The 18,032-nt window shown below is 52.2% G+C and carries 15 protein-coding genes and 2 tRNA genes; 1 reads left to right on the top strand and 16 read right to left on the bottom strand.

Going from position 1 to position 18,032, the window contains the following annotated elements; all coding sequences use genetic code 11:
* Positions 1-29: 29 nt before the first annotated feature.
* The 12 genes from mtr to M987_RS02695 all read right to left on the bottom strand — a co-directional run bounded on the left by mtr (position 30) and on the right by M987_RS02695 (position 13,738).
* On the bottom strand, positions 30-1,274 hold the full coding sequence (gene mtr / locus M987_RS02645) for a tryptophan permease (RefSeq protein WP_014071895.1): 1,245 nt from the start codon (positions 1,272-1,274) through the stop codon (positions 30-32).
* 143 nt (positions 1,275-1,417) lie between these two features.
* Positions 1,418-3,331 carry a DEAD/DEAH family ATP-dependent RNA helicase gene (locus M987_RS02650; protein ID WP_014071896.1) on the bottom strand — a complete coding sequence of 638 codons (1,914 nt, stop codon included), beginning with the start codon at positions 3,329-3,331 and terminating at the stop codon, positions 1,418-1,420.
* Positions 3,324-3,404, bottom strand: coding sequence for a protein YrbN (yrbN, locus tag M987_RS24595; RefSeq protein WP_128738939.1), 81 nt, complete (start codon positions 3,402-3,404; stop codon positions 3,324-3,326). Before yrbN ends, M987_RS02650 begins: the two co-directional genes overlap by 8 nt.
* 107 nt (positions 3,405-3,511) lie before the next feature.
* Positions 3,512-4,396, bottom strand: coding sequence for a lipoprotein NlpI (gene nlpI, locus M987_RS02655; protein WP_014071897.1), 885 nt, complete (start codon positions 4,394-4,396; stop codon positions 3,512-3,514).
* 109 nt (positions 4,397-4,505) lie between these two features.
* The gene (gene pnp / locus M987_RS02660) at positions 4,506-6,644 is read right to left on the bottom strand and encodes a polyribonucleotide nucleotidyltransferase (RefSeq protein ID WP_014071898.1); all 2,139 of its coding nucleotides are present in this window, start codon (positions 6,642-6,644) and stop codon (positions 4,506-4,508) included.
* A 242-nt stretch (positions 6,645-6,886) separates the two neighbouring features.
* A complete protein-coding gene (gene rpsO, locus M987_RS02665; protein ID WP_003861789.1) occupies positions 6,887-7,156 on the bottom strand; it encodes a 30S ribosomal protein S15 in 270 nt (89 codons plus the stop codon).
* Between the two features lie 155 nt (positions 7,157-7,311).
* Positions 7,312-8,262 (bottom strand): tRNA pseudouridine(55) synthase TruB, encoded by a 951-nt coding sequence (gene truB / locus M987_RS02670; protein WP_014071899.1) that lies wholly within the window; start codon positions 8,260-8,262, stop codon positions 7,312-7,314.
* A complete protein-coding gene (gene rbfA, locus M987_RS02675) occupies positions 8,262-8,666 on the bottom strand; it encodes a 30S ribosome-binding factor RbfA (protein ID WP_014071900.1) in 405 nt (134 codons plus the stop codon). The genes truB and rbfA overlap by 1 nt, the downstream gene beginning before the upstream one ends.
* Positions 8,667-8,755: 89 nt before the next feature.
* The gene (gene infB / locus M987_RS02680) at positions 8,756-11,446 is read right to left on the bottom strand and encodes a translation initiation factor IF-2 (protein WP_014071901.1); all 2,691 of its coding nucleotides are present in this window, start codon (positions 11,444-11,446) and stop codon (positions 8,756-8,758) included.
* A gap of 24 nt (positions 11,447-11,470) precedes the next feature.
* Positions 11,471-12,973, bottom strand: coding sequence for a transcription termination factor NusA (gene nusA, locus M987_RS02685; protein ID WP_014071902.1), 1,503 nt, complete (start codon positions 12,971-12,973; stop codon positions 11,471-11,473).
* A gap of 28 nt (positions 12,974-13,001) precedes the next feature.
* Positions 13,002-13,454 (bottom strand): ribosome maturation factor RimP, encoded by a 453-nt coding sequence (rimP, locus tag M987_RS02690; protein WP_014071903.1) that lies wholly within the window; start codon positions 13,452-13,454, stop codon positions 13,002-13,004.
* A gap of 207 nt (positions 13,455-13,661) precedes the next feature.
* Positions 13,662-13,738 (bottom strand) — tRNA-Met (locus M987_RS02695).
* A 343-nt stretch (positions 13,739-14,081) separates the two neighbouring features.
* Here M987_RS02695 and argG point away from each other — a divergent pair.
* Complete coding sequence (argG, locus tag M987_RS02700) at positions 14,082-15,428, top strand: argininosuccinate synthase (protein ID WP_014071904.1); 1,347 nt, start codon at positions 14,082-14,084, stop codon at positions 15,426-15,428.
* 137 nt (positions 15,429-15,565) lie between these two features.
* Here the strand turns inward: argG and M987_RS02705 are convergent.
* The 4 genes from M987_RS02705 to M987_RS02720 all read right to left on the bottom strand — a co-directional run bounded on the left by M987_RS02705 (position 15,566) and on the right by M987_RS02720 (position 17,978).
* Positions 15,566-15,652: transfer RNA gene (locus M987_RS02705), tRNA-Leu, on the bottom strand.
* A gap of 13 nt (positions 15,653-15,665) precedes the next feature.
* Entirely contained in the window at positions 15,666-16,001 is a 336-nt protein-coding gene (secG, locus tag M987_RS02710; protein ID WP_014071905.1) for a preprotein translocase subunit SecG, read from the bottom strand.
* A 243-nt stretch (positions 16,002-16,244) separates the two neighbouring features.
* Positions 16,245-16,763 carry an Hcp family type VI secretion system effector gene (locus M987_RS02715; protein WP_014071906.1) on the bottom strand — a complete coding sequence of 173 codons (519 nt, stop codon included), beginning with the start codon at positions 16,761-16,763 and terminating at the stop codon, positions 16,245-16,247.
* 291 nt (positions 16,764-17,054) lie between these two features.
* Positions 17,055-17,978: a DUF4123 domain-containing protein gene (locus M987_RS02720; protein WP_014071907.1), complete on the bottom strand. Its 924-nt coding sequence runs from the start codon at positions 17,976-17,978 to the stop codon at positions 17,055-17,057.
* Positions 17,979-18,032: the final 54 nt, after the last annotated feature.

Here is an 18,032-nt window from a genome sequence, read left to right on the forward strand (position 1 = left end):
TCCCACAGGGAGAGGGTGAAAAGAGGCGTTTACTGATACACCGGCAACAGATTAAAGCTCGACAACACATGTACCAGCGCGTTGCCAACACCGAACACCAGAATCAGCGCTATCATCGGCTTGCCGCCCCAGACGCGGAATGTCGGGCTTCCAAAACGCTGACGTGATTTACGCGCCAACAGCGCCGGCACAATCGCCGCCCAGATGGTAGCTGCCAGTCCTGCATAGCCAATGGCGTACAGGAAACCGTTCGGCCACAGCAGGCCACCTACAATCGGTGGCAGGAAGGTCAGCAATGCGGTTTTGAAGCGCCCCATCGCAGAATCATCAAAGCCAAACAGATCCGCCAGATAATCGAACAGGCCTAACGTCACGCCGAGGAAAGAGCTCGCTACCGCAAAGTTGGAGAACACCACCAGCAGCAGATCCAGGCTGCGACTGTTCAGTACACCGCTCAGCGCTTGCACCAGCACATCAATGTTACCGCCCTTCTGCGCAATACCAACAAATTCCGGACGCGGGATGTTCCCCATCGTCCCCAGCAGCCAAATCACATACAGCCCCAGCGCCAGCAGCGTGCCGTAGACCAGGCACTTCACAATGGTGCGCGGATCTTTACCGTAGTACTTCATCAGGCTCGGCACGTTACCGTGGTAGCCAAACGATGCCAGACAGAACGGTAGGGTCATCAGCAGGTACGGCGTATAGGAGGTATTCGCTTCCGCCACGTTAAAGAGCGTGGTCGGGGTAACGTGCCCCAGCAGGCTGCCGAAGGTCAGGAAGAAGGTAATCACCTTGGCGCCCAGCACAATCGCCGTCATACGGCTGACCGCTTTGGTGCTTAACCAGACAATAAACGCCACGCCCAGTGCAAAGCACAGCCCTGCCAGACGTGCAGGGACGTTCAGGGACATCTCCGAGAAGGTGTGATGCAGAATCGAACCACTGGCAGAGATGTACGCGTAAGTCAGGATATAGAGCACGAACGCAATGGAAATACCATTCACCACGTTCCAGCCTTTCCCGAGCAGGTCTTTGGTGATGGTATCGAAGCTGGAGCCAATACGGTAATTCAGGTTGGCTTCGAGGATCATCAGCCCGGAGTGCAACATACAGAACCAGGTGAAGACCAACGCCGCCAGCGACCAGAAGAACCACGCACCGGACATGACCACCGGCAGGGAGAACATCCCCGCACCAATGATGGTTCCGCCGATGATCACCACGCCGCCTAACAGCGAAGGTGATGTTTGTGTGGTAGTTAGTGTCGCCATACAGCCATGTCTCCAGTTAAAAATATTGGTCCTGCATTTTAATGTGCTGCACTGTACCAGTACAAGAGTACAAAGGGAATAAAAAAAGCCCCGATAGATGTTATCGGGGCTGTATATTTTACTTTACGTCAGAAGCGTAAGGTTTACGCGTCACGGCGACGGCTTGAGCCTTCATCGCGACGTGGACCACGGCTTTCACGACGTTCGCCGCTGAAGCGACCTGCGCCTGGCGCGCCGCCTTCACGACGAGGACCACGACCGCCTTCACGACGCTCACCGCCACCGAAGCTACGGCGTTCGCCAGATGGACGATCGCCACCACGACGTTCGCTGCGCTCACGCGGCTGAGCATCACCCAGCAGTTGCATGTTCATCGGCTTGTTCAGGATGCGAGTGCGAGTAAAGTGCTGCAATACTTCGCCCGGCATACCTTTAGGCAGCTCGATAGTAGAGTGAGAACCGAACAGCTTGATGTTACCGATGTAACGGCTGCTGATGTCGCCTTCGTTCGCGATCGCGCCAACGATGTGACGAACTTCAACACCGTCATCACGGCCCACTTCAATGCGGTACAGTTCCATTTCGCCAGCGTCACGACGCTCACGACGTGGACGGTCTTCGCCACCACGCTCTGGACGGTCACCACGTGGACCACGGTCATTGCGATCGCCACGACGTTCGAAACGATCGTCACGGTCACGGAATTCACGCTTAGGACGCATCGGCGCATCTGGTGGCACGATCAGGCTACGTTCGCCCTGAGCCATTTTCAGCAGTGCTGCGGCCAGGGTTTCCATATCCAGCTCTTCGCCTTCAGCGGTAGGCTGGATCTGCGCCAGCAGCGCACGGTACTGATCCAGATCGCTGCTTTCCAACTGCTGCTGTACTTTCGCAGCGAATTTCTCCAGGCGGCGTTTGCCCAGCAAGTCTGCGTTTGGCAGATCAGCTTCTGGAATGGTCAGCTTCATGGTGCGTTCGATGTTACGCAGCAGACGACGCTCACGGTTCTCAACGAACAGCAGCGCACGACCCGCACGACCTGCACGACCGGTACGGCCGATACGGTGAACGTAAGACTCGGAATCCATTGGGATGTCGTAGTTAACAACCAGGCTGATACGCTCAACGTCCAGACCACGTGCTGCCACGTCGGTTGCAATCAGGATATCCAGACGACCGTCTTTCAGACGCTCCAGAGTCTGCTCACGCAGAGCCTGGTTCATGTCGCCGTTCAGCGCTGCGCTGTTGTAGCCGCTACGCTCCAGGGCTTCAGCCACTTCCAGGGTCGCGTTTTTGGTACGAACGAAGATAATCGCCGCATCAAAATCTTCTGCTTCCAGGAAACGGACCAGCGCTTCGTTTTTACGCATCCCGTACACAGACCAGTAGCTCTGGCTGATGTCAGGACGAGTGGTGACGCTGGACTGAATACGCACTTCCTGCGGCTCTTTCATAAAGCGACGGGTAATGCGACGAATAGCTTCTGGCATGGTTGCAGAGAACAGAGCGGTCTGATGACCTTCCGGGATCTGCGCCATAATGGTTTCGACGTCTTCGATGAAGCCCATACGCAGCATTTCATCTGCTTCATCCAGTACCAGGCCGCTCAGTTTAGAGAGGTCCAGAGTACCGCGCTTCAGGTGATCCAGCAGACGGCCCGGCGTACCGACAACAATCTGTGGACCCTGACGCAGGGCACGTAACTGCACGTCATAACGCTGGCCGCCGTACAGGGCAACCACGTTCACGCCGCGCATATGTTTAGAGAATTCAGTCATCGCTTCCGCCACCTGAACAGCCAGTTCACGGGTCGGAGCCAGGACGAGGATCTGCGGTGCACGCAGGTCCGGATCGATGTTGTTCAGCAGCGGCAGCGAGAACGCCGCAGTTTTACCGCTACCAGTCTGGGCCATGCCCAGCACGTCACGACCAGAGAGCAGATGTGGGATACATTCTGCCTGGATCGGAGATGGTTTTTCGTAACCCAGATCGGTAAGGGCTTCAAGGATAGGAGCCTTCAGGCCCAGATCTGCAAAAGTGGTTTCGAATTCAGCCATGTAGTACAAGTGCCTCGATATTAATGGCGGCCAGTCTACTTAGCTCATCGTGAAAATGATCTGCAATTTTCATTGAAAAGTGTGAACCGGCTCAAATTAGGTGTATTGACGAACAACAACGCCCTCACCAGTGAAGGTGATGGCAATCAAAAGATTACGGGCTGATGTTTATGTCGTCAGCTATTGCTGGTCCGATTCTGCCAGGTCGTCTTGCTCCTGGCCCAAGAGCGATAATTCCAACAATGCATAACGGTGCTCAACGAAGTTGTGTACGTTGTTAGCAACCGCTAATTTGAACAGTGCCGTAGCGCTGTCCTTATCCCCCAGACTTAGGTAGTACTTACCTAAATAGAAGTTGGTTTCACTGAGATGCTCAGCGAGCGAGGTGTTATCCGTTGCGTCTGCCTTGAGTCTTTCCATCAGCGTTGCTTCGCTAATGTTACCCAGGTAGAACTCGACAATATTCCATCCCCATTGTTCCTTGTCCGATTTGTCGAAGCGTTGTTGTAACGCATCTTTTGCCTGCTTCTCATTGAGCTTCAGCTCAACGATATAAAGCCACAGGCTGCGGAAAGGATCATTAGGATCGTCATGATAAAACGCCAGCAGATCATCTTGCGCTAACTTATCACGACCGCCGTAATACAATGCGATACCGCGATTCAAGTGCGCGTAGTTGTAAGTTGGATCAAGCTCAAGTACAGAATCAAACGCTTCATAGGCAGCATCAAAATTGCCTGCCTGCGTTAAATATATGCCTAAGTAATTGAATACTTCAGGCATATCAGGTCGGATTGCCAGCGCTTGTGAAAAATCATTTCGCGCCAATGCCCTCAGACCGAGACTATCATACAACACTCCGCGCTCATATAAAAGCTGTGCGCGTTCGTCATCGGTTAAAGCCCGACTGGCAAGAATTTGTTCCATGCGTGCCAGAATCACTTCCTGTTGCAAAGTCGGTTGCAATGGCACTGCGAGGACTTCGCTCTTACGCCAGGCAGAGTTGCTGCATCCTGCCAGCGTTAAAGCTGTCGCAACGAAACACCAGCGCAAAAAAGGCTTCATTTCCCACTCCCGAAGACAACTATTGGATGAACGTCCTGTCCCCCGGCGGCTCAACAAGGCGTCCTGCCTGATAATAGGCCCTCCGCTAAGCGGAGGGCAAATGGCAACCTTACTCGCCTTGCTGTTCTGCGGCCGGTGCTTCCGGCGCGGCAGCTGGCTGAGACTGCTCGGTTGCTTCTTTAATGCTCAGACGGATACGGCCCTGGCGGTCAACTTCCAGAACTTTAACCGGTACTTCCTGACCCATTTGCAGGTAATCAGTCACTTTCTCAACGCGCTTGTCAGCGATCTGAGAGATGTGAACCAGACCTTCTTTACCGCCACCGATGGCAACGAATGCGCCAAAGTCAACGATACGGGTCACTTTACCAGCGTAGATACGGCCCACTTCGATTTCTGCGGTGATCTCTTCGATACGACGAATCGCGAATTTCGCTTTCTCGCCGTCGGTTGCTGCGATCTTCACAGTACCGTCATCTTCGATTTCGATGGTGGTGCCAGTTTCTTCGGTCAGAGCGCGGATAACAGAACCGCCCTTACCGATAACATCTTTGATCTTGTCTGGATTGATCTTGATGGTGTGGATACGCGGAGCGAACTGAGAAATGTCGCCACGTGGCGCATTGATCGCCTGTTCCATCACGCCCAGGATGTGCAGACGCGCACCTTTAGCCTGGTTCAGAGCAACCTGCATGATCTCTTTGGTGATACCTTCAATTTTGATATCCATCTGCAATGCAGAGATACCTTCGCGGGAACCCGCTACTTTGAAGTCCATATCGCCCAGGTGGTCTTCGTCGCCCAGAATGTCAGACAGAACAACAAAGTTGTCCCCTTCTTTCACCAGACCCATTGCGATACCCGCAACAGCGGCTTTGATAGGCACGCCTGCATCCATCAGCGCCAGAGATGCGCCACACACGGAAGCCATGGAAGAAGAACCGTTAGATTCGGTGATTTCAGAAACCACACGAACGGTATACGGGAATTTATCAGCTTCTGGCATCACAGCCAGCACGCCGCGCTTCGCCAGACGACCGTGACCAATTTCACGACGCTTAGGCGAGCCAACCATGCCGGTTTCACCTACGGAGTACGGAGGGAAGTTGTAGTGGAACAGGAAGCTGTCAGTACGCTCGCCCATCAGTTCATCGATGTTCTGAGCATCACGGGCAGTACCCAGAGTCGCGGTAACCAGCGCCTGAGTTTCACCACGGGTGAACAGCGCAGAACCGTGAGTACGTGGCAGAACGCCAGTACGAACGTCCAGACCACGGATCATGTCTTTTTCACGGCCATCGATACGCGGCTCGCCTGCCAGTACGCGGCTACGAACAACGTTTTTCTCGATTGCGTGCAGAATTTCGCTCAGCTCGTTAGCATCCAGCGCTTCGTCTTCTGCAACCAGAGTCGCGATAGTTTCAGACTTGATCACGTCAACCTGAGCATAACGCTCTTGTTTGTCAGTGATGCGGTAAGCATCGCTCAGACGAGATTCTGCCAGTGCAGCAACGCGTGCGTTCAGCGCGTCGTTTACCGCTTCTGGCTGCCAGTCCCAACGTGGTTTACCGGCTTCTTTCACCAGGTCGTTGATGTTCTGGATAACAACCTGCTGCTGGTCGTGGCCAAATACCACAGCACCCAGCATCTGGTCTTCGCTCAGCAGTTCAGCTTCGGATTCAACCATCAGAACCGCCGCTTCAGTACCTGCAACAACCAGGTCCAGCTTACTTTCTTTCAGCTCTTCCTGAGTTGGGTTCAGTACGTACTGGTCGTTGATGTAACCTACGCGCGCAGCACCGATTGGACCATTGAATGGAATACCAGACAGAGACAGTGCAGCAGAAGCACCGATCATCGCAACGATATCCGGGTTAACCTGTGGGTTAACGGAAACAACGGTCGCAATAACCTGAACTTCGTTTACGAAGCCTTCCGGGAACAGCGGACGAACCGGGCGGTCAATCAGACGCGCAATCAGGGTTTCGCCTTCGCTTGGACGGCCTTCACGACGGAAGAAACCGCCTGGGATTTTACCGGCAGCGTAAGTACGCTCCTGGTAGTTAACAGTCAGTGGGAAGAAGTCCTGACCTGGTTTTGCTTTTTTCTGGCCAACTACGGTCACGAATACCGCAGTGTCATCCATGCTTACCATTACGGCAGCAGTAGCCTGACGTGCCATCATGCCGGTTTCCAGCGTGACGGTATGCTGACCATACTGGAACTTACGAACGATCGGATTCAGCAAAATTCTGTCCTTTCTCAAATGTTTGACAGCACACCCACGGCGTGCTGTCGATTTAACCGGACCTTCTTCGCATCCTCGCGACTAATGACAACCGACACCCTCATGGGTGAAGCCTCTCATTAGCCGCGCGAACCTCTGCAATGAAGATCATTTATAGCAACAATACAATAGTTTCCAGTCAATTGCTGCCGTCTGGTTGAAAAAAGGGGCCATCAGGCCCCCTTTTCTGAAACTCGCAAGACTTAGCGACGCAGACCCAGACGCTCGATCAGCGCGGTGTAGCGTGCAACATCTTTACGTTTCAGGTAGTCGAGCAGTTTACGACGCTGAGAAACCATGCGCAGCAGACCACGACGGCTGTGGTGATCTTTTTTGTGCTCTGCAAAGTGACCCTGCAGGTGGTTAATCTGTGCAGTCAGCAGTGCAACCTGAACTTCGGTAGAACCGCTGTCGTTAGTACCACGACCAAACTCAGAAACGATTTTAGCTTTAGCTTCAACGCTTAGAGACATTTTCAAACTCCAGAATATAAAGAATGTAAGGATGCCGATCTCTAATTCAGCAATCCCAGTATACGTCCCGCAGATTGTTAAACAATTTGCAGGACGTTAAGCGGCGATATTCTACTCGTCTCCCCTGTTTATCGCAAGGTGAGACATTATCGCCGTTAGCCTTCGACCGGGTATTCAACCACCAGACGGCGCGGCGCAACGCGCCCTTCGCCATCCATTTCGCCCATGCCGATAAACTTACCGTCATCGCCTTCGGTCACACGGACCAGGCCTTCCAGTGGTGCATCGGTGGTGCGAACCGGATTTCCGTTTTTAAAGTAAACGGACGATGTTAAAGGAAGATTAACGATCGGGAAGTCAGCCGCCGGGCTGTCCATCGGCATTAACAGTGGATCAAGCAACTCCGCAGGAGAAATTCCCTGCGCTTGTGCCTGCTCAACCAGTGCATGAAGATGCTCAAGGGTCACCATCCGCTCAACAGGGTATTTGCTGACGGCCAGACGGCGCAGGTAAATCACGTGCGCGCCACAACCCAGTTTTTCGCCCAGATCGTCGATGATGGTACGAATATAGGTGCCTTTCGAGCAGTGAACTTCCAGCTCCAGTTCGTCACCTTCGTGGCGAATGAAGAGCAGTTCATACACGGTAATCGGGCGAGCTTCACGCGGAACGTCAATGCCCTGGCGCGCATATTCGTAGAGCTTCTTGCCCTGATACTTCAGCGCCGAATACATCGACGGCACCTGCATCGTATCACCACGGAAACTCTCCAGCGCGGCATCGAGTTGCTCTGCGCTGAAGGTCACAGGACGCTCTTCAACAACCTGACCATCCGCATCGGATGTGTCCGTACGCTGGCCAAGCTTTGCAATCACGCGATAGCGCTTATCGGAATCAAGCAGGTACTGGGAAAACTTGGTTGCTTCTCCCAGGCAAACCGGCAGCATTCCGGTCGCCAGAGGATCTAGCGCACCGGTGTGACCCGCACGGTTAGCGTTAAAAATACGCTTAACCTTTTGCAATACGTCGTTGCTGGAGGCACCTTGCGGTTTATCCAGCAGTAACACACCATGCACATCACGACCGCGACGACGAGGACGACTCATCAGTCCTCCTTGTTGTCGTCCGCAGGGTTCACACGACGTTCATCGTCATGCTTCACCACGCTGGTCACCAGGTTGGACATACGCATCCCTTCGACCAGTGAGTTGTCGTAGAAGAAGGTCAGTTCCGGCACGATGCGCAGGCGCATTGCCTTACCCAGCAGAGAGCGGATGAAGCCAGAGGCTTCCTGCAACGCTTTAATGCCGTTCTTAACCGCGGCTTCGTCCTGATCGTTCAGGAAGGTCACGAACACTTTGGCGTAGGCCAGGTCACGGGACATTTCCACACCAGAAACGGTGGTCATCATACCCACGCGTGGGTCTTTAATTTCACGTTGCAGAATGAGTGCGATCTCTTTCTGCATTTCTTGCGCGACGCGCTGTGGGCGACCAAATTCTTTCGCCATAATAAATTCTCCAGACAAAAAAGGGGCTAAAGCCCCTTTTTAAAATTATTGCCGGGTGGCGCGAGGCGATCCCGGCTTACTCTCGAAAGTTACGCAATGGTACGCTGAATTTCGATGATCTCGAACACTTCGATCATATCGCCAACACGAACGTCGTTGTAGTTCTTCACGCCGATACCACATTCCATACCGTTACGGACTTCGTTAACGTCATCTTTGAAGCGGCGCAGGGATTCCAGCTCGCCTTCGTAGATAACCACGTTGTCACGCAGAACGCGGATTGGGTTGTGACGCTTGATGTTACCTTCGGTAACCATACAGCCCGCGATCGCACCGAATTTCGGCGATTTGAACACGTCACGTACTTCAGCCAGACCAATGATCTGTTGTTTCAGCTCTGGCGACAACATGCCGCTCATTGCTGCTTTCACTTCGTCGATCAGGTTATAGATGACGGAGTAGTAACGCAGATCCAGGCTTTCTGCTTCGATAACTTTACGTGCAGATGCATCAGCACGAACGTTGAAGCCAACCAGAATCGCGTTGGACGCAGCAGCCAGGGTCGCGTCGGTTTCGGTGATACCACCTACGCCAGAACCGATGATCTTCACTTTCACTTCGTCGGTAGACAGTTTCAGCAAGGAGTCGGAGATCGCTTCCACAGAACCCTGAACGTCTGCTTTCAGAACGATGTTCACTTCGTGAACTTCGCCTTCGGTCATGTTAGCAAACATGTTCTCGAGTTTAGATTTCTGCTGACGAGCCAGTTTAACTTCACGGAATTTACCCTGACGGTACAGTGCAACTTCACGCGCTTTCTTCTCGTCACGAACCACGGTCACTTCGTCACCGGCAGCCGGAACACCGGACAGACCCAGGATTTCCACTGGAATGGATGGACCCGCTTCCAGCACTTCCTGACCCAGTTCGTTACGCATCGCACGCACACGGCCGTATTCGAAGCCGCACAGAACGATGTCGCCTTTGTTCAGCGTACCTTCGCGAACCAGAACGGTTGCAACCGGACCACGACCTTTATCCAGGAAGGATTCGATTACCGCGCCGCTTGCCATGCCTTTACGCACCGCTTTCAGCTCCAGAACTTCAGCCTGCAGCAGGATAGCGTTCAGCAGGTCGTCGATACCGGTACCCGCTTTTGCCGATACAGGAATGAACTGCGCTTCACCGCCCCACTCTTCTGGCATAACACCGTACTGAGACAGTTCGTTCTTAACGCGGTCCAGGTCGGCTTCTGGCTTATCAATTTTGTTCACTGCAACAACCAGAGGCACCTGCGCTGCTTTCGCGTGCTGGATAGCTTCAATGGTCTGTGGCATCACGCCATCGTCTGCTGCAACAACCAGAACAACGATATCCGTTGCCTGAGCACCACGAGCACGCATTGAGGTAAACGCGGCGTGGCCTGGGGTATCCAGGAAGGTGATCATGCCGTTTTCGGTTTCTACGTGGTATGCACCGATGTGCTGGGTAATACCACCCGCTTCACCAGAGGCAACCTTCGTAGAACGAATGTAGTCGAGCAGAGAGGTTTTACCATGGTCAACGTGACCCATGATGGTCACAACCGGTGCACGCGGTTCAGCCGCTGCGCCAGTGTCACGGTCGCTCATTACTGCTTCTTCCAGCTCGTTTTCACGACGCAGGATAACTTTGTGGCCCATCTCTTCGGCAACCAGCTGTGCAGTTTCCTGGTCGATAACCTGGTTGATGGTCGCCATAGCGCCCAGTTTCATCATCGCTTTGATGACCTGAGAACCTTTAACCGCCATTTTGTTAGCCAGATCGCCAACGGTGATGGTTTCGCCAATCACAACGTCACGGTTAACAGCCTGCGCTGGCTTCTGGAAGCCCTGTTGCAGAGCGGAACCTTTACGCTGCTTGCCGCCTTTACCACCGCGAACGGCGGCACGAGCTTCTTCACGGTCAGCTTTAGATTCAGCGTGCTTGTTACCTTTTTTCGCTGGACGCGCAGCTTTCGTGCTGCGAGTACGGCCACGGCCGCCTTCAACTTCACGGTCGTTGTCGTCTTCAGCCTGACGGGCATGCTGAGAAGTGGTCACGTGGTAATCGCTGTTGTCTTCAGTAGGCTCAGCGGTATTCACGCCATTCTTCTCATTTTCTTCTGCCATACGACGCGCTTCTTCTGCGACGCGACGCGCTTCTTCTTCCAGCTTGCGGCGTGCTTCTTCTTCCGCTTTACGCTTCAGCTCGGCAGCTTCATTTTCACGGCGGGCTTTTTCAGCCTGGGCAGTTTTGGTCATTTCGTCGGTCTGTTGATTGCTCACTTTGTCTTTTTCCGCAGCGTCACGCTTCACTTTATCACTTGCGTCGCGTTTCGCTTTTTCTGCGGCCTCACGTTCAGCTTTTAATTCTGCCTCGCGTTTGGCAGTTGCTTCTGCCTCACGCTGAGCTTGTTCTTCCGCTTCACGCTGTGCCTGCTCTTCCGCGGCAAGGCGTTCTGCCTCTTGCGGATCACGTTTTACAAAGGTGCGCGTCTTGCGGACTTCAATTTGTACCGATTTGCTTTTACCACCGGTACCAGGGATATTCAACGTGCTGCGCGTTTTGCGCTGCAACGTCAGCTTGTCAGGCGTAGAACCGTGTTCACGGTTCAAATGCGCTAACAAGGTTTGTTTTTCAGTCGCAGTCACCGAGTCATCAGCGGACTTTGGGATCCCTGCATCAGCAAATTGCTGTACCAGGCGGTCCACAGAGGTCTGAATCTCGGCAGCCAGCGATTTTACAGTTACATCAGTCATGCTGTTCCTTCCTGCTACAGTTTATTACGCTTCGTCGCCGAACCAGCAAATATTACGTGCGGCCATGATGAGTTCGCCGGCTTTCTCGTCGGTTAAACCTTCGATATCAGCCAGGTCATCAACGCCTTGCTCAGCGAGATCTTCCAGCGTACAAACACCACGGGCAGCCAGCTTGAACGCAATCGCACGATCAAGACCTTCCAGATTCAGCAGGTCATCAGCCGGCTTGTTATCACCAAGGCTTTCTTCCTGAGCCAGTGCCAGGGTGGTCAGTGCGTTTTTAGCGCGTTCACGCAGGGCTTCAACGGTTGGCTCATCCAGACCGTCAATTTCCAGCAGCTCTTTCATTGGCACATAGGCCAGTTCTTCAAGCGTTGAGAAGCCTTCTTCAACCAGAACGGTGGCGAAATCTTCGTCAATGTCCAGGTATTTAGTGAAGGTATCAATCGCTGCATGGGCTTCAGCCTGATGCTTAGCTTGCAGGTCATCAACAGTCATCACGTTGAGTTCCCAGCCGCTCAGCTGTGAAGCCAGACGAACGTTCTGACCATTACGACCGATGGCCTGCGCCAGGTTGCCCGCTTCAACGGCGATATCCATGGTGTGCTTGTCTTCGTCAACAACGATAGACGCCACATCAGCCGGTGCCATTGCGTTGATAACGAACTGCGCTGGGTTGTCGTCCCACAGAACGATATCGATACGCTCGCCGCCCAGCTCAGTAGAAACTGCCTGAACACGCGCGCCGCGCATACCTACACATGCACCCACAGGATCGATACGCTTGTCGTTGGTTTTCACAGCGATTTTCGCGCGAGAACCCGGATCACGTGCAGCGGCTTTAATTTCGATAACTTCTTCGCCGATTTCCGGCACTTCGATACGGAACAGTTCAACCAGCATTTCTGGTTTAGAACGGGTCACGAACAGCTGCGCACCACGTGCTTCAGGGCGAACGGCATACAGAACGCCACGGATACGGTCGCCAGGACGGAAGTTTTCACGCGGCAGCATGTCTTCACGCATGATAACGGCTTCAGCGTTACCCGCCAGCCCTTCGGATTTGACTTCCAGAGAGATGTTATCGCGGTTAACTTTCTTCACCACGCCAGTGATGATTTCACCTTCCTGGTCGCGGAACTGATCGACAACCATTGCGCGCTCAGCTTCACGTACTTTCTGTACGATAACCTGTTTCGCGGTCTGAGTAGTGATACGGTCAAAGGTCACAGATTCAATCTGATCTTCAACGTACTCGCCAACGTTCAGGCTTTCGTCTTCGAAACGCGCAGCTTCCAGCGTGATTTCTTTGGTCGGCTGGGTCACTTCTTCAACAATCACCCAACGACGGAATGTATCGAAGTCACCGCTTTTACGATCGATTTCTACGCGAACATCGATCTCTTGTTCGTATTTTTTCTTGGTTGCTGTAGCCAGTGCACTTTCCAGCGCTTCGAAAATTTTCTCACGCGGCAGTGATTTCTCGTTGGAAACGGCTTCAACAACAGCCAAAATTTCTTTGTTCATCGCGGGCTTTTCACCTCAATCCAGACTGTTAAAAGTGGGGAACCAGGTTCGCCTTCTGGATATTACTCAGCGCGAACACTTCATCTTTGCCTTCGACTGTCACCGTGATCATTTCACCATCAACGGCTTTGATAATACCCTGCCATTTGCGGCGGTTCTGTACGGCCATACGCAGAACGAGAGCCACTTCTTCACCGGTAAAGCGCACGTAGTGCTCGGCCGTGAACATCGGGCGATCGAGGCCAGGTGAGGAAACTTCCAGGTTGTATGCGACGGTAATCGGGTCTTCAACATCCATCACCGCACTGACCTGGTGGCTAACATCAGCACAATCATCAACATTGATGCCATCTTCACTATCAATATAGATGCGCAGCGTCGATGTACGGCCGCGAACGAATTCGATGCCGACCAGTTCGTAGCCCAGTGCTTCGACCGGTGCAGTAATCATCTCTGTTAATTTTTGCTCTAATGTGGACAAGCCCACCCCCAAGACATAAAAAAAGGGCGTAAAGCCCAGTTATTCTGTAGTCAGATAACAAAAAACCCCGATAAATCGGGGCTTTAGATAACTGAACCCTATAGCCGCAACTGCGGCCTGGAGCACTTTCTGAAAGAATTTTTTCAAATCCAGCTACGAAGGCTCTAAGTCTTCACAGTATATTTGAAAAAGGACTTTATGGGAAAGTGGTTGCGGGGGCCGGATTTGAACCGACGACCTTCGGGTTATGAGCCCGACGAGCTACCAGGCTGCTCCACCCCGCGCCTGAAACGTGGCAAATTCTACGCGTTTTAGGTAGAAAATGCAAATAATGCTGGGATTTGGTACCGAAGACGGGACGTAAAATCGGCGTTCAGTATATTGATAGTTAACCCTGCCTGTCAACCCTGCTCGCTATGCGTTTTGCTGAATACGCCATTGCGCACTATTCTGTTCTGGCATCCTGGCGACAACTGGCTTGCAGCGAGGGAAATTTTTACAAAAAGCACATGAATCTCTTCCGGTCATCGGCAAAAGATGATTAAATGAAAACTCACTTATTTTGCATAATCATGCAGTGAGAGCGAAAGCGGTCTCTAATCAGTCAATCAAGCAGGGTTTTATTTTATGACGACGATTCTCAAGCATCTTCCGGTAGGACAACGTATAGGCATCGCCTTCTCCGGCGGTCTGGATACCAGCGCTGCACTGCTGTGGATGCGCCAAAAGGGAGCGGTTCCTTATGCATATACTGCGAACCTCGGTCAGCCAGATGAGGAAGATTATGATGCGATCCCTCGTCGTGCCATGGAGTATGGCGCAGAGAACGCACGTCTGATTGACTGCCGTAAGCAACTGGTCGCTGAAGGTATTGCAGCTATTCAGTGCGGCGCATTCCATAACACCACTGGCGGCCTGACCTATTTCAACACCACCCCACTGGGTCGTGCTGTTACCGGCACCATGCTGGTTGCCGCCATGAAAGAAGATGGCGTAAACATCTGGGGCGATGGCAGCACCTATAAAGGTAACGATATTGAGCGTTTCTATCGTTATGGCCTGCTGACCAACGCCGAACTGCAAATTTATAAGCCATGGCTGGATACTGACTTTATCGATGAACTGGGCGGTCGTCATGAAATGTCCGAGTTTATGATCGCCTGCGGCTTTGACTACAAAATGTCTGTCGAGAAAGCCTACTCCACCGACTCCAACATGCTGGGCGCGACGCACGAAGCGAAAGACCTGGAATTCCTGAACTCCAGCGTAAAAATCGTTAACCCAATCATGGGCGTGAAGTTCTGGGATGAGAATGTAAAAATCCAGGCTGAAGAAGTGACCGTACGCTTTGAGCGCGGCCACCCGGTAGCGCTGAACGGCCAGACCTTTGCTGATGATGTGGAACTGATGCTGGAAGCTAACCGCATTGGCGGCCGTCACGGTCTGGGTATGAGCGATCAGATTGAAAACCGTATCATTGAAGCGAAAAGCCGTGGCATCTACGAAGCCCCGGGAATGGCGCTGCTGCATATCGCTTACGAACGTCTGCTGACCGGTATTCATAACGAAGATACCATCGAGCAGTATCACTCTCATGGCCGTCAGCTGGGTAAACTGCTGTATCAGGGTCGCTGGTTCGATCCACAGGCACTGATGCTGCGTGATTCTCTGCAACGTTGGGTGGCAAGCGCAATTACCGGTGAAGTTACGCTGGAACTGCGTCGCGGTAATGATTACTCGATTCTGAACACCGTGTCTGACAACCTGACTTATAAAGCTGAACGTCTGACCATGGAAAAAGGCGAGTCTGTGTTCTCTCCTGATGACCGTATTGGCCAGCTGACCATGCGTAATCTGGACATTACAGATACCCGCGAGAAGCTGTTCAACTATATTGAAAATGGCCTGCTTTCCGCAAACTCCGGTAACGGCCTGCCGCAGGTTGAGAACCTGGAACACAGCGACAAGAAGTAATCGCTGACCAGAATTGCAAAAGGCGCCCGATGGGCGCCTTTTTTATGGCCTTCGCTTACCCGCCCTACAAAAGATCGGAGACACAGAATGTACAGACGAAAAAAAAGACGTCTTTCGACGTCTTTCTTCTGGAATATTGGTACCGAGGATGGGACTCGAACCCACAAGCCCGTTAGGGCACTACCACCTCAAGGTAGCGTGTCTACCAATTCCACCACCTCGGTACGGATACTGCTGTTAGTGCGGGATATCGCTGGTCGGCTTAGCCGGTTCAGCTGGCTGAGTAGTCTGCTCAGTTTTCGCTGGCGCACTCAGATTTTCCCACTCGCTTCCTTTACTGGTCTTGTTGCTGTTGATATTGCCCAGCGCCAGACTGATGATGAAGAACAGCGTAGCCAGAATCGCCGTTGTACGGGTCATGAAGTTCGCAGAACCACTTGAGCCAAACAGCGTACCGGAAGCGCCTGCTCCGAAGGAGGCTCCCATATCAGCGCCTTTACCTTGCTGCAGCATGATCAGCGCTACGAGAGCGATGGCTACAATAAGGAAAATAACTAAAAGAGCTTCGTACATAATCAACCTGTTCCTTGCGGATTTGCCGCATACCAATGCTTCGACCAATTAGCAGGATTTTTGTTTCCCACTGAAGCGGGTGTGAATACTAACCAAAGCGAATGACCTTCGCAAGGGCATTTTCGACGCATTGTATCAACTGCGGAAAAAAACAGCAAAAAGCTATTCATCGCTTAAAAAACAGGGGACAACTGCATTACTTTTAAGCAATTAATCAATAAGCGCGCTTGCGCGCGCTTATTCTTAGGCTTCGATTGGCGCACGCCAGTCATCTGCACCAGACGTGCCTGATACAGTATGTTCCCAGGTAATCTTACGGTAGGCCAGAGACACTTTTACCAGCTGTGTAAACTCCGCTTTCTGCAGATCCTGACAGTGTGGCATCTTGCAGTCGATATCCACAATGGTCGCATCATCCAGGATGGTTGAGAAGAAGTGTTCCTGTTTGCCTTCAATTGACGTGCGATACCATTTCATTTCAACTTTAGGCAGCATCTCGCCGGAAGCCAGGGCGTTATAAAGAAGAGGAACCGCTTTGTTCAGTGCAACAGTGAATCTGAACGGTTTATGCGCACGCTGTCCTGATGGCTGGCCTGACTGCGGATCGGTCGGAACCGTAACGATATGTTCAAATTCCTGGACCAGCATCTGATCCTCGTGCCCCTGAACATAGATGTTACCGACAGAGTCAGACGTAAACGCGCCGGAGGTGATGTTACCCTGGGTCTTACCCTGGATTGAGATATAACATGGAGTTGGCATTTCAATTTCCTTTGAAAAATAACCATCATTTAAGTGAAAAAAAACATCCTGTCTCTTTTCACAACAGAAGAGATTATTCAGCATCCGGCTAAACAAAACATCTCTGTCAAAAACGTAACATGCCCTGCGCGCAATAAATTTCTCATGCCCGGTTCAAATGTAAAAAAGCATGAAGAACGTTTTTTCCATTGAGAAAAAAATTTCCATTTCGAGATTAAATATAATCTTTAAAAATAATAAGGCTCTTTTCTTTATGAAATCAGCCCAAAAACATTCATTGAATTAATATTACTATTCATTGTTCAAGCGCTGTTGCAGAGGGATTTCACTAGTATTCATTTGCCCATCCACCCATTTATATTGCCATGCACGTTGCGCCGTCATTAGTGGATTCGGATCCGGGCTGATCCACATTTGCACCGGGCCAAAGAAATCCGCAAGGCGGACAGAGGCCAGGTTCTGCAACCAATGGTTAAATACCCGCGGATCATAAAAACGAAACCGACTCGAAGCCCCTCCTTCTTCCTTTATATAGAGCAATCCCTGGAGATGGCGGATAAGCTGTTCAGGTTCATCCACATCTGCCACCAGCCACAGAGCGTTGAACCCATATTCAGGTCTGGAGAGTATGTATTGCGCCAGACGCGGTTTAGTCCATGCCGCCAATAGCCATGGCCCTCTGACAGAGAGCGCTTGTTCATCAGCACGAAACAGTGAGTAACTCGCCACCTCCAGCGCATCGGCCATTCCCTGAACGGAAGCATCAAGGGCATTATCGACAATAACCCATAAGGGCAGTCCCGCTTCACACAGACGATAAATCGTATTTTGCGTGACGTCGGTTTTTACCTGTGGTCTGGGGGTTATTGAACAAGGGTTAAGTAAGGCCAGCTCTTCTAATACCATTAATTTCTCCAGGCCTAATTCCCCCTGGCTCAGCAGATTTTGCACATCGTCCTGTAACCAGAAATGGCTTCCCCCGATAAGAGAGATCGCCAGCATCTGCGCAAACCCTCCGCGCGTAAGTACGTTATATTCCCGCGCACGCTTGACCTGCTCTTCAACCCAACACATTCCCACGGCACCCGACGGCAGAGCGGGAATATCATCGCGCCTGCCGACATCCCGCAGGGCATTACAAATCATCGCGTTCTCTGTTCCCTGCTCCAGAACCCGGCGGTCTTCATCGCGTAAATGCCAAAAAGACTTTTCCATTTATTCTCCTTCAGGCTCCGTCTTTGACGGAGCCATTTGTGCTCGATTAATTGC

It is taken from the genome of Enterobacter soli ATCC BAA-2102 (genome assembly GCF_001654845.1).
Taxonomy (GTDB): Bacteria; Pseudomonadota; Gammaproteobacteria; order Enterobacterales; family Enterobacteriaceae; genus Enterobacter; species Enterobacter soli.